Genomic DNA, 12,855 nt, shown 5'->3' with positions numbered 1-12,855 from the left:
ATGCCTCGGCATCCGCTCTTCTCGTTAAGCCAACGCACTACTGGTGGAAGTACGGGACGATCAGGTAGATGCCATAGAGCACGGCCGCGCCACACGCCGCGAAGCACAGGTAGGCGCCGAAGCGGGCCACGTTCTTCTGCGCGTCGGTGAGCGGGTTCTTGCGGGCAGCCTTGGCCGCACGCTTGGCGGCGTGCTGCGCCTCGGCCTCGGTGATGACCGTGATGGCGTCGGTGAACTCGGCGGGGCCGACGACGGGCACGCGGCCCGCGCGTGTCAGCAACCGCAGCCCGAGCGAATACAGGCCCACGACGACGATCGTCGCGATGATGGCCGAGACGAAGACGATGAGGAACGCACCCCAGTCGATCATTTGCGCACCTTCTTGGGCTTGGGGTTCCGCTTGATCTTGACGGCCTGACCCGATGCCGCGACCTCGGAGACGGAATGCGGGTCGACCTTGTCCTTGCGCGAGCGCAGGAAGATGCCGAGGATCACGCCGATGCCGATAACGGCGTCGATAGCGATGCCGATGGGGCCAAGATGCGCGATCAGGGCCGCGAGCGCGCCAACGATGCCGGCGGCGGGCAGGGTGAGCAACCAACCGAGTGCGATGCGGCCGGCCGTGCCCCAGCGCACCTTCGAGCCGCGTCGACCGAGACCCGAGCCGATGACCGAACCCGAGGCGACCTGCGTGGTTGAGAGCGCGAAGCCCAGGTGCGACGAGGCCAGGATGGTGGCCGCCGTGCCCGTCTCGGCCGCGAAGCCCTGGGCGGGTTTGACGTCGGTGAGGCCCGTTCCGAGCGTCTTGATGATGCGCCATCCGCCCATGTAGGTGCCGAGCGCGATGGCCAGGGCGCAGACCGCGATGACCCAGAACTCGGGGCCCGTGCCGGCGGCCTGGGCGCCGACCGTGATGAGCGTCAACGTGATGACACCCATGGTCTTCTGCGCATCGTTGGTGCCGTGCGCCAGGGCGACGAGCGAGGAGGTGAAGATCTGGCCGTAACGGAAACCGTCTCGGCCGTCGGGTTTGCCGTCGTAGCGGCGCGTCATGGCGTAGGCCAGGCGCGTGGCCGTGAAGGCGATCAGGCCGGCCGTGACGGGCGCGATGAGGGCGGGCAGGATGACCTTGGACAGCAGGACGCCGTAGTCGATGGCGCCGAAGCTGAAGCCCACGATGGCGGCACCGATGAGGCCACCGAAGAGTGCGTGCGACGAGGAGGAAGGCAGCCCGAAGAGCCAGGTGACCATGTTCCAGACGATGGCGCCGATGAGGCCGGCGAAGATGAGCTCTGGCGTGATCAGCACGCCACCGTCGCCCTCTTTGATCAGGCCACCGGAAATGGTCTTGGCCACCTCGGTGGAGAGGAAGGCTCCCACCAGGTTGAGGATGGCGGCGAGACCGACGGCGACCTTGGGCTTCATGGCACCGGTGGCGATGGGCGTGGCCATCGCATTCGCGGTGTCGTGGAAACCGTTCGTGAAGTCGAAGAAGAGCGCGAACGCTACGACGAGTACAACAATGAGGGTGATATCCACCGGCACGATTCTCTGGGTCGGGACGCCCCCGCCACGCACCGTTCACCCAAAGTTCGGGGAGAATTCGTGCGGGTGAGGTTGCCAATTGGCGAGGCCGTATTGATACTTACACCCCGCGCGGCGGGCGTCAACTTTGACGGGACCACCGGCGGGCATGACACCGCCCGGGGCGGCACACTCGGCATATGCGCCGATATGTGCGCCGACCCGGGCAGTTGCGGGATGCATCGCCTCCCGCTCGGTGGTCTACTGCTCTTCGTGCGTGTTCGGGTCACCCCCGAAGAGGCGTCCGTCCGCGCGGCCGAGAGCCGTGATGGCCGAGACCTCGTCGTCGGTCAGCTCGAAGCCGAAGATGTCGAGGTTCTCGCGCTGGCGCTCGGGCTTCGACGACTTCGGGATGGGCACGACGCCGCGCTGCGTGTGCCAGCGCAGCAGGACCTGGGCCGGGCTCACGCCATGGGCGGCGGCGGCATCCTGCACCACCTGCTCCTCCCCCGGTGCCGAACCCTTGCCGAGCGGCGACCACGCCTCGGTGAGGATGTTGTGCTCGCGGTGGAAGGCGATGAGCTCCTCCTGCGGGAAGTAGGGGTGCACCTCGATCTGGTTGACCGCGGGCACGACGCCCGTCGCATCCACGATCTGGCCGATGTGCTCGGGGGTGAAGTTCGACACGCCGATCGAGCGGGCGAGGCCGTCGTTCTGCAGGGTCACGAGCGCCTTCCAGGCATCCACGAACTTGCCGACCGACGGGTTCGGCCAGTGGATGATGTAGAGGTCGACGTATTCGACGCCGAGAAGCTTGCGCGACTCCTCGAACGAGCGCAGCGCATCCTCGTAGGCGTGGTGGCGGCCCGGCAGCTTGGTCGTGACCTGCACCTCGTCGCGCGGCAGACCCGATTGGCGGATGCCGCGCCCCACGGCATCCTCGTTGCGGTAGTTGACCGCGGTGTCGAGAAGACGGTAGCCGAACGAGAGGGCGCTGGCCACGGCATCCGCGCCCTCGTCGCCCTTCAGGGGGTAGGTTCCGAAGCCGATGGCCGGAAGCTGGTTGCCGTCGTTGAGTGCATGAACCGGAATAGTCGTCATGAAAACGACACTATGCCCGCCCGAGCGGAGCGCACAGCCCCTTGCGCGATCGGACGAGCGCGCCCGAGCGGACTAGCTTTAAGTCATGCCAGAACTGACGCCGCCCACCGCGGCCCGACGACCGAGCACCCGCGAACACCACGGCGACACCGTGATCGACCCGTACGAGTGGCTGCGCGACAAAGAAGACCCCGCCGTCATCGGCCACCTCCAGGCCGAGAACGCCTACACCGAGCAGCAGCTCGCGCACCTCGAGGGCCTGCGCGGGCGCATCTTCGACGAGATCAAGAGCCGCACGCAGGAGACCGACCTGAGCGTTCCCGTGCGCGAGGGCTCGTGGTGGTACTACTCGCGGAGCGTCGAGGGGCAGCAGTACACGCTGAACTGCCGCGCTCCGCTCGACTCGCCGAACGACTGGACGCCGCCGCAGCTCGTCGCCGGCGAACCCGTTCCGGGCGAACAGATTTTGCTCGACGGCAACGTCGAATCGGCCGGCTCGGACTTCTTCTCGATCGGCTCCTACGACGTGTCGCTCGACGGGCGCTACCTCGCCTACGGCGTCGACACGTCGGGCGACGAGCGGTTCACGCTCAAGATCCGCGACCTCGAGACCGGGCAGAACCTGCCAGACGAGATCCCCAACACGTTCCACGGGGCGTCGTTCTCGCCCGACGGACGTTACATCTTCTACACGACCGTCGACGACAGCTGGCGGCCCGACACCGTGTGGCGTCACCGGGTGGGCAGCGCGGCATCCGACGATGTGGCCGTTTTCACCGAACCCGACGAGAGCTTCTGGGTGGGCGCCGGCACGACCCGTTCGGGCAAATACATCGTGTTCGTGTCGTCGTCGAGCGTGACGAGCGAGTGGCACCTGCTCGACGCCGCCGACCCCGAGGGCGAGGCAACGGTCGTGTGGCCTCGACGCGACGACGTCGAATACTCGGTCGAGCACGCCGTGATCGGGGGCGAAGACCACCTCCTCATCCTGCACAACGACGGAGCGCTGAACTTCGAGCTCGTGACGGTGCCGCCGTCGAACCCCGGAACGGGTCCCGCCGATGCGCGCGCCGTCCTCCCCCACCGCGACGATGTGCGCCTGGAGGACGTCGAGGCGTTCGAGAAGCACCTGCTGTTCGGCTACCGCCGTGACGGCCTCACCCGCTTGGCCGTGTGGCCGATCGACTCCGACTCGTCGATCGACGACCTCGTGCCGCGCGAGCTGTCGTTCGACGAACCGCTGTTCTCGGTGGGCGCGTCGTCCAACCCCGAGTGGTCGCAGCCCACCGTGCGCTACGGCTACGGTTCCCTCGTCACACCCTCCACCGTCTTCGACTACGACGTGGTCACGGGCACGAGCGTGCTGTTGAAGCAGCAGCCCGTTCGCGGCGGCTACGACGCTTCCGATTACGAACAGAAGCGCGAATGGGCCACGGCGGCCGACGGCACGCGTGTGCCCATCTCGCTCGTCTGGAAGAAGGGCGTGACGCTGCCCGCGCCGCTCGAGCTCTACGGCTACGGCTCCTACGAGGCCAGCATGGATCCGTCGATGTCGGTCGCCCGGCTCTCGCTGCTCGACCGCGGCGTCGTCTTCGCCATCGCGCATGTGCGCGGCGGCGGCGAGATGGGCCGCACCTGGTACGAGAACGGCAAGACGCTCACGAAAAAGAACACGTTCACCGACTTCGTGGATGCCGCGAACCACCTCATCGAGGCCGGCTACACGACGCCCGAGCGACTCGTCGCCGAGGGTGGCAGCGCGGGGGGCCTGCTCATGGGCGCCGTCGCGAACCTGGCGCCCGAGACCTTCGCGGGCATTCTGGCGGCCGTGCCGTTCGTCGACCCGCTGACCAGCATCCTGGACCCGTCGCTGCCCCTTACGGTCATCGAATGGGATGAATGGGGCAACCCGCTCGATAACGCCGACGTGTATGCCTATATGAAGTCCTATAGCCCGTATGAGAACGTGCGCGACGACGTGAAATACCCGCGCATCCTGGCCGTGACGAGCATCAACGACACGCGCGTGCTCTACGTCGAGCCCGCGAAGTGGGTGGCGCGCCTGCGCGAGGTCGGGGCGCCCGTGCTGCTCAAGACCGAGATGAGCGCCGGGCACGGCGGCGTGAGCGGGCGCTACAACGCCTGGCACGAGCGCGCCTATGAACTCGCGTGGATTCTCGACGTGCTGGGGTTGGCCGACGAGGCGAGCTCGGAGGTCTAAGAGCCGAGCGGCACGAAACGGGCCCCGGATGTCTCAGCGTCACGCTGAAGCATCCGGGGCCCGTTCTGTGAGCAAGCCGTTCTGTGACGACGCCGATCAACCGAAGAGGATCGCGGCCTCGTCGTAGCGCGCCGCGGGAACCTTCTTCAACCCGCCGAGGGCGTCGGCGAACGGAACGTTGACGAGCTCGGTGCCGCGGAGGGCCACCATGGTGCCCCACTCGCCGTTCATGACCGAGTCGATCGCCGCCATGCCGAGGCGCGTCGACAGCACGCGGTCGTAGGCGCTCGGGACGCCGCCGCGCTGCAGGTGACCGAGAACGGTCGAGCGCGACTCGATGCCCGTGCGCTCCTCGATGATGGGCGCGAGCACATCGCCGATGCCGCCGAGGCGGGGGCGGTTGAAGGCGTCGAGACCCTTCTCGGAGTGCGCCGATTCCATGGTGTCGAGCGTGAAGCCCTCTGACACGACGATGACGGGCGCGCGGCCGCGGTCGGCGACGCTCTTCGCCCAGTCGCAGATCTGGTCGACCGACTGAGGGCGCTCGGGAATGAGGATGGCGTGGGCCCCGGCGGCCATGCCGGCGTGCAGCGCGATCCAGCCGACGTGGCGGCCCATGACCTCGACCACCATGCAACGCTTGTGCGACTCGCCCGTCGTGCGCAGGCGATCGATGGCCTCGGTGGCGATCTCGACGGCCGTGTCGAACCCGAACGAATAGTCGGTGGCGTCGAGGTCGTTGTCGATGGTCTTCGGAACGCCCACGATCTTGAGGCCCTCGTCGGTGAGGCGCTTGGCCGCGGCCAGGGTGCCTTCGCCGCCGATGGCGATGAGCGCGTCGATGCCGAGGCGGTCGAGCGTGGCCTGCACGTTCTTGGGGCCGCCGTGCGGGCCCTCGAACGGGTTGGTGCGGCTCGTGCCGAGCACCGTGCCGCCCTGCTTCGACAATCCGCGCACGCTGTGCCGGTCGAGCGGCATCGTCAGACCCTCGACGACCCCCCGCCAGCCGTCGCGGATGCCGACGAACTCCTGGTTGTAGATCTTCGTGCCCTTGAGCACGGCCCCGCGGATGACCGCGTTGAGTCCCGGACAATCTCCACCGCTGGTGAGCACACCAATTCTCATAAAGTTCTGTTCCTCTAGTGCTGGGGGAATGAAAGAGGCAGCTTCTGCGCTTCAACCAAGATAGCGCGCCCCAGCGTCTGAGAGGATCGACATCATGGATTACACCCCCGAAAACGGAACCATCACCATGTTCAGCACCTCGTGGTGCGGCTACTGCAACCGCTTGAAGCAGCAGCTGACGTCGGCGGGAATCGGCTACACCGAGGTCAACATCGAAGAGGTCCCCGGCACGGCCGAGATCGTCGAGAAGGCCAACGGCGGCAACCAGACCGTGCCCACCGTCATCTTCCCCGATGGCTCGACCGCCACGAACCCGTCCGTCATCGAGGTGAAGCAGCGCCTCGGCGTGTAGTTCCCCGGTGACGAAAAAGGGCCGATCGCGTGTGCGATGGGCCCTTTTTCGTTGCGTGCGTGCGTGCGTGCGTGCGATGGATGCTCGCGCTCAGTCCCGTTCGGGAATGCGCTCGCCCCGGATGAAGATGCCCGCGACGACGAGCAGCACGGCCGCGACCGGTTGGGCGACGATCCACGGCAGCCCCTCGCTCTGCGCGAACCAGTCCGCGTAGGGCAACGGGAAGATCGGGTTCCACAGCGCGATGACGGGCACGAAGAGCGCGAGCCAGAACGGCTTGCCCGCCTGGACCGCATAGACGGCCATGATTGCGGCGAAGATGGCCACGACATAGAGGATGACGACGAACCACGTGTTGCCGATGAGGGCGACACCCGCGAACAGCGCGATGGCCGCCACGAGGGCGGGCGCGAGCGCCGGGCGCGTCGGAATCGGTTCGGGCGTGCGGCCGCGACCGCGCGCGCCGGAACTGGCACTGGAGCCAGCACTGGAGCCGGAACGTGAGCCCGATCCCGAACGGAACGAGTCGCCCCGCGCCGCCGCCTCCCGTCCGCGCTGGAACGCGCTCTTGCGCTCGTCGCCGCCACCCGCGGCCGGGCGTGAGGTGCGCCCCGCCACTAGATGACCTCGAACGACGACCGCAACAGGTGGATGAGGGCGTTGAGCTGCACCGAATCGCTCGACGCGACATCCTGATCGCTGCCGTCCAGGGCGCGGGCCGCGAGACCCTGCTTCGAGTCGATGAGCTCGGCGATCTTGGTGTCGATGGTGTGCGCCGCGATGATGCGCCACGCCGTGACGGGTTCGCCCTGGCCGATGCGGTGCACGCGGTCGATGGCCTGCGTCTGCTCGGCGGCCGTCCAGCTGAGCTCGGCGAGCACGACGTTCGAGGCGGCCTGCAGGTTGAGGCCCACGCCGGCGGCGGTCAGCGAACACACCGCCACCTGCACGTCGGGGTCGCCGTTGAATGCGTCGATGGCGTTCTGGCGCACGGGCGTCGTCTGGTCGCCTCGGATCGAGACGGTCTTGAGGCCGCGCTCGGCGAAGACGCGCTCGGCCGTGTCCATGACGTCGATGTGCTTGGCGAAGAACACGACCTTGCCGACCGAACGAACGAGCTGAGCCGTGTAATCGGCCGCGAGCCCGGCCTTGGCCTGACCGATCTTGCGCACCATGGTGAAGACGTTCTCGGCGCCGCCCGAGCCCTTGGCCTCGTCGAGTTCACCCTGCGCCACGAGGCGCATGATGTCTTCGTCGGGCTCGCCGAAGCGCGTGATGCGGTCGGGGCGGTCGGGGCGCGCCTCGATGATGCGGTCGTAGCGGGCGCGCAGGCGGTCGCCCAGCTCGCGCTCGGCCTGGCGGATGCTGCGACCCACCTCGTCGTCGAGCTCGACGGGCAGATCGGCCACGAGCTTGTCGGGCAGGTCCTTCGCCACGTCGGTCTTGCGCCGGCGCACGATGCCCATGTCGATGACGGCCGTGCGGGCCGCGGGATAGAAGCCGTGGTCGGCGGGCGTGAGACCCGTCTCTTCGAGCCGCTCCATGAGCTCGGGCGAGGGACGGTCGCCCTTGACCCAGCCGAGGAACTGCCAGATGGCGTTGAAGTCTTCGACGTCGTTGATCAGCGGCGTTCCCGTGAGCGCCAGCATGAGCGGGTCGCCGCCCGGCGTATTGCTGCGGATGCGGTTGGCCAGGTTGAGCACGTGCTGCGAGCGCTGCGAGTGCAGGTTCTTGATGAAGTGCGCCTCGTCGACGACCATGCCGCGGAACCCGAGGGTGCCGAGCCAGGCGAGGTGCCGGTCGAGCACCTCGTAGTTGACGACGACGATGTCGGCGAAGGCATCGAGCGTGGCGCCATCGCCGTGGATGACGGTGGCCCGGCGGTTCGGCGTCCACCGCTCGACCTCGCGCGCCCAGTTCATCTTGACGACGTTGGGCACGACGGCGAGCAGGGGGTAGGCGTCGGCCACCGAGGCGGCGAGGACCGACTGCGCGGTCTTGCCGAGGCCGGGCTCATCGGCGAGCAGGAAGCTGCGGTGGCCGAGGCGCACGCTCTCGACGAAACGCGCCTGGTGCTTCATGACCTCGCGGCCGGGGGGCGAGATGCGGTCGAGCTTGGGGGCCTCTGGCAGCTCCATCGACGCGACGGACCCACCCGATCCCATCTCGAAGGCTTTGTAGAGCGGGCCCATGAGCTCCCAGCCGTCGAGGCGACGACGGGGGGCCTCGGTGGGCTGCACCTTGCTGAAGTCGGGCGGCAGGAACGGGTTGGCGAGCTGACGCGCCTTGACCGACTGCGGGATGACCTGACGCTGCGCGAGCTCGGGCGGGACGACCTCGGCGGGTGCGGGCTTCGTCGTCGTGATGATGAGCTCGTCGGGGCTCAGCTCGGCGCCCGATTCGAGCAGCCAGTCGCGGCGCAGCTTCTGGGCAACGGGGGTGGTGGCGGCATCCGCCTCGAGCAGGGTGATGAGCGAGGTGTCACGCGCGGCGGTCTTGGCGAGGATGGTGGCCACGCCGTCGAGGCGCTTGAGCAGCTCGGTGCGGATAGCCGGGTCCATCTCCTGGTCGGCTTTGACCTTGGCGCGCTCTTCGCGCACCAGGAACGCGATGACCTGGAACTTGGTGCGGTTGGTGGGGCCGACCTTGCCCTTCTGCGCCTTGGCCTCGACCTCGCGCACCTTGCGGGCGAGGATCGGGATGATGGGCGCGGCGTCGTCGTGACGGGACGACTGGCGGGAACCCTGTCCGCGGCCCGAACGGCCCGATGAACCGCCACGTGTGGTGGCGCGGCCCGTCGAACGGCCCCCTGACGAACGGGAGCCGGCAGAACGGCCCCCCGATGATTGGCCGAAGCCGGAGTACGGCATGCTCCTCCTGAGCAGTCGAAGTACCGGCCGAGCGGCCGGTGGTCGATGAGTGCGGGCGGCGCGGGGATGATCGATCAACGCGAGAAGACTCGCGGCTCGGCATCACAAACGACGGGCGCACGATGAGTCTACTCTGCGGGGCCTGGATGACGCCGGTGTGGCGCCGGTGTGCCGCGCCAGTGTGCCGCGCCGGGCTCGCCGAGACTCAGGCCGCGACGTCCTCCTTTGCCGGGGCATCCTTTTTCGTCTGAGCGAGGGCCGCCGCCGTGATGCGGTTGGCCATGCCCGTGAAGATCACGCCGTGGAACGGCACCAGCGAGTACCAGTAGAGCCGGCCGCCCAGACCCTTGGGGAAGAAGACGGCGCGCTGCGTGTAGGTCGATCCGCCGTCGCCGCGCGGTTCGACACCCATCTCGAGCCAGGCGCCACCCGGCACCCGCATCTCGGCGCGCAGGCGCAGCAGGCGGCCGCGCTCGATGTGCTCGACGCGCCAGAAGTCGAGGGCGTCGCCCGTGTTGAGGCGCGCGGGGTTGCTGCGGCCGCGGCGGAGGCCCACTCCCCCGACGATGCGGTCCATCCAGCCGCGGATGGCCCAGGCCAGCGGGAAGGAGTACCACCCGTTCTCGCCGCCGATGCCCTCGATGACGCGCCAGAGCTCGGCGGGCGAGGCATCCGTCTCTTGCTGGCGTTTGTCGATGCAGACCGTGTGCCCGGCCCAGTCGGGGTCGCTCGGCAGCGGATCGCTCGGCGCGCCCTCGACCGAGGCGTTGCGCCAGCTGGTCTCGACCTCGCCGTCTTTCACGCGCTGCAGCGCCAGGCGCACCGACTGGCGGTAGGTGAGAAGACCCTCGGGCGGGCGCGGGATGACGCCGTCGATATCGTGTTCGCGCATGACGCAGTTCTGCTGCAGCGACGCGATGATCGGCACGGCCAGCGAGCGCGGCACGGGTGTGACGAGGTTGACCCACTGCGACGCGAGCCACGGAGTGAGCACGGGCAGGGCCGCGATGCCGCGCTGGCGCAGACCGGCCTCGAGGGCGTAGCCGTTCATCATCTGGCCGTAGCGCAGCACGTCGGGGCCGCCCACGTCGAACGTGCGGTTGATCTCGCCCGGCACGACGGCCGCCTCGACCAGGTAGTAGAGCAGATCGCGCACGGCGATGGGCTGGATCTTGTTGCGCACCCACTTGGGCGCGGGCATGTAGGGCAGCACATCGGTGAGGTGCCGGATCATCTCGAACGAGGTCGAGCCCGAACCGATCACGACGCCTGCCTGCAAGACGATCGAAGGCACCGAAGACTCGAGGAACACATTGCCCACCTCGACACGGGAGCGCAGGTGGCGCGACAGATCGGGGTCGTCGGGATGCAGCCCGCCCACGTAGACGATGCGCGCAACACCGGCGCGCGCCGATGCCTCGGCCATGGTGGCGGCCGCCTCGCGATCAGCCTGCTCGAAGTCGCCCTTCTGCCCCATGGAGTGCACGAGGTAGTAGACGACATCGACGCCGTCGACCGCGCGCCGCACGGCCTCGCGGTCGGAGAGGTCGCCCTCGACGACCGTCACCTCGGATGCCCACGGCACGTCGCTCAGCTTCTGCGGACTGCGCGCGAGCACCGTGACGGTGTGGCCCGCCTCGAGCAGGCGCGGAACCAGGCGCCCGCCGATGTAACCGGTCGCTCCGGTGACGAGGATGTGGCGGGAAGATGCGTGTGGCTGGTCCATGTTCCGACCCTACGCGCGACGACCGACACCGCCGGGTGCGTTGACGACGGCCCCGACCTGTGCATGCGAGCACGGGGCGGGGCCGTCGAGGGGTGCGCGGAGCGCGGCGGCGGGATGCGGCGCGGGTACGCCCGGCTGCGGCCGGCTGCGCTAGATGAGCGCCTTGGTGTGCCAGACGGTCTTCGTCTCGGTGAGCCACGTGATGCGCTCGAGGGCGGGGGCTGCGGCATCCACCCCGCCGGCGGGCCGCAGCACGCGCTTGAGCGTCTCGGCGGCCGCGATCTCGAGGTCGACCCAGTCGAGCTCGGTCGCACCCGTCAGGTCGATCGCGTTGACGTCGGCGTGACCGGCGAGCCACGGCGCCATCTCGGCGGGCGAACCCGTGAGGATGTTGACGACTCCCCCGGGCACATCGCTCGTCGCGAGCACCTCGGCGAGGCTGATGGCCGACAGGGGCGCGGTCTCTGAGGCCACGACCACGACGGTGTTGCCCGCGACGAGAGCCGGGGCGACGACGCCGACCAGGCCGATGAGGCTGTTCTCCTGGGGCGCGATGACGGCCACGACACCCGTGGGCTCGGCGACGCTCAGGTTGAAGTACGGGCCCGACACGGGGTTGGCGTTGCCCGTGACCTGCTGGTACTTGTCGGCCCAGCCGGCGTACCAGACCCAGCGGTCGATGGCCGCGTCGACCTGCGCGGCGGCCTCGGCCTGCGAGACGCCTTCGACCTGCACGATCTCGTCGATGAACTGGGCGCGACGCCCCTCGAGCAGCTCGGCGATACGGTAGAGCACCTGCCCGCGGTTGTAGGCCGTTGCACCTGACCATCCGGATACCGCGGCACGCGCGGCGACCACGGCATCGCGGGCATCCTTGCGCGAGGCCTTGGCGGCGTTGGCGAGGAACCCGCCGTCGGCCGCCCGCACCTCGTAGGTGCGGCCGGACTCGCTGCGCGGGAACTTGCCGCCGATGTAGAGCTTGTACGTCTTGGGCACGGTCAGGCGGCTCATTCTGCTGCTCCGTTCGGGGCGGTGGTGGTCTCGGTCGTGGGTGCCTGTGCGGCGGCGGTCGGCTCGGCGGGCGTCGTCAGCTCGGCGGGCACAGAGGGGGCGATGCTCGAGGGCAGCGACGTCACGGATGCCGCGGTCGCGAGATAGGCGCCGAGCCCGTGCTTGCCGCCCTCACGCCCGTAGCCCGATTCCTTGTAGCCGCCGAACGGCGACGACGGGTCGAACTTGTTGAACGTGTTCGCCCAGATCACGCCGGCGCGCAGCTTGTCGGCCACGGCCAGGATGCGGCTTCCCTTGTCGCTCCAGATGCCCGCCGAGAGGCCGTAGGGCGTGTTGTTCGCCTTGGCGATGGCCTCGGCCGGGGTGCGGAACGTCAGGACCGACAACACGGGCCCGAAGATCTCTTCGCGCGCGATAGTGTCGCTCGTCGACACGCCCGTGAAGATGGTGGGCTTGAACCAGAATCCGTCGGTCGGCAACTCGCAGTCGGGGCTCCAGCGCTCGGCACCTTCGGCCTCACCCTGGTCGCTCAGCGCGCGGATACGGTCGAGCTGTTCGCGGGAGTTGATGGCGCCGACGTCGGTGTTCTTGTCGAGCGGGTCGCCGACGCGCAGCGTAGACATGCGGCGCTTCAGGCGCTCGATGACCTCGTCGTGGATCGATTCCTGCACGAGCAGGCGCGAGCCGGCACAGCACACGTGGCCCTGGTTGAAGAAGATGCCGTTGACGATGCCCTCGACGGCTTCGTCGATGGGCGCGTCGTCGAAGACGATGTTGGCGGCCTTGCCGCCGAGTTCGAGCGTGACGCGCTTCGCGGTGCCCGCGATGGTGCGCGCGATCTCGCGGCCCACGGCCGTCGAACCTGTGAAGGCGACCTTGTCGATGCCCGGGTGGGCCACGAGCGCACGGCCCGTCGCGCCCGCAC

At 68.7% G+C, this 12,855-nt stretch carries 11 protein-coding genes; 2 read left to right on the top strand and 9 right to left on the bottom strand.

The window, feature by feature from the left end:
• Positions 1–37: 37 nt before the first annotated feature.
• The 3 genes from ALI44B_RS00330 to ALI44B_RS00320 all read right to left on the bottom strand — a co-directional run bounded on the left by ALI44B_RS00330 (position 38) and on the right by ALI44B_RS00320 (position 2,625).
• A complete protein-coding gene (locus tag ALI44B_RS00330) occupies positions 38–370 on the bottom strand; it encodes a peptidase (protein ID WP_077052814.1) in 333 nt (110 codons plus the stop codon).
• Positions 367–1,539 carry an inorganic phosphate transporter gene (locus tag ALI44B_RS00325; protein WP_077052813.1) on the bottom strand — a complete coding sequence of 391 codons (1,173 nt, stop codon included), beginning with the start codon at positions 1,537–1,539 and terminating at the stop codon, positions 367–369. The genes ALI44B_RS00330 and ALI44B_RS00325 overlap by 4 nt, the downstream gene beginning before the upstream one ends.
• 246 nt (positions 1,540–1,785) lie before the next feature.
• Positions 1,786–2,625 carry an aldo/keto reductase gene (locus ALI44B_RS00320; protein WP_077052812.1) on the bottom strand — a complete coding sequence of 280 codons (840 nt, stop codon included), beginning with the start codon at positions 2,623–2,625 and terminating at the stop codon, positions 1,786–1,788.
• 85 nt (positions 2,626–2,710) lie between these two features.
• On the opposite strand from ALI44B_RS00320, the gene ALI44B_RS00315 reads away from it, so the two are divergent.
• Positions 2,711–4,846: a S9 family peptidase gene (locus tag ALI44B_RS00315; protein WP_077052811.1), complete on the top strand. Its 2,136-nt coding sequence runs from the start codon at positions 2,711–2,713 to the stop codon at positions 4,844–4,846.
• 96 nt (positions 4,847–4,942) lie between these two features.
• Here the strand turns inward: ALI44B_RS00315 and ALI44B_RS00310 are convergent, their stop codons facing one another.
• Positions 4,943–5,971, bottom strand: coding sequence for a 6-phosphofructokinase (locus ALI44B_RS00310; protein WP_077052810.1), 1,029 nt, complete (start codon positions 5,969–5,971; stop codon positions 4,943–4,945).
• A 94-nt stretch (positions 5,972–6,065) separates the two neighbouring features.
• Between ALI44B_RS00310 and ALI44B_RS00305 the strand changes: the two genes are divergently transcribed.
• Entirely contained in the window at positions 6,066–6,323 is a 258-nt protein-coding gene (locus tag ALI44B_RS00305; protein WP_077052809.1) for a mycoredoxin, read from the top strand.
• A gap of 90 nt (positions 6,324–6,413) precedes the next feature.
• On the opposite strand, the gene ALI44B_RS16320 is transcribed toward ALI44B_RS00305, so the two are convergent.
• From ALI44B_RS16320 to ALI44B_RS00280, 5 genes are all read right to left on the bottom strand, one after another.
• Positions 6,414–6,941 carry a hypothetical protein gene (locus ALI44B_RS16320; RefSeq protein ID WP_083709330.1) on the bottom strand — a complete coding sequence of 176 codons (528 nt, stop codon included), beginning with the start codon at positions 6,939–6,941 and terminating at the stop codon, positions 6,414–6,416.
• Positions 6,941–9,193, bottom strand: coding sequence for a DEAD/DEAH box helicase (locus tag ALI44B_RS00295; protein WP_083709328.1), 2,253 nt, complete (start codon positions 9,191–9,193; stop codon positions 6,941–6,943). Before ALI44B_RS00295 ends, ALI44B_RS16320 begins: the two co-directional genes overlap by 1 nt.
• Before the next feature lie 205 nt (positions 9,194–9,398).
• Positions 9,399–10,919 carry an SDR family oxidoreductase gene (locus ALI44B_RS00290; protein ID WP_077052808.1) on the bottom strand — a complete coding sequence of 507 codons (1,521 nt, stop codon included), beginning with the start codon at positions 10,917–10,919 and terminating at the stop codon, positions 9,399–9,401.
• A 150-nt stretch (positions 10,920–11,069) separates the two neighbouring features.
• Positions 11,070–11,930: an aldehyde dehydrogenase family protein gene (locus ALI44B_RS00285; protein WP_077052807.1), complete on the bottom strand. Its 861-nt coding sequence runs from the start codon at positions 11,928–11,930 to the stop codon at positions 11,070–11,072.
• A partial coding sequence (locus tag ALI44B_RS00280; protein WP_143458856.1) for an aldehyde dehydrogenase family protein occupies positions 11,927–12,855 on the bottom strand: 929 nt, incomplete at its 5' end. The genes ALI44B_RS00285 and ALI44B_RS00280, both read right to left, overlap by 4 nt.

The sequence above is a fragment of the Leifsonia sp. ALI-44-B genome, assembly GCF_001984125.1.
Classification (GTDB): domain Bacteria; phylum Actinomycetota; class Actinomycetes; order Actinomycetales; family Microbacteriaceae; genus Okibacterium.
Note: the sequence above shows the minus strand (reverse complement) of the source record. Positions and strands in the feature narration are given on the sequence as shown.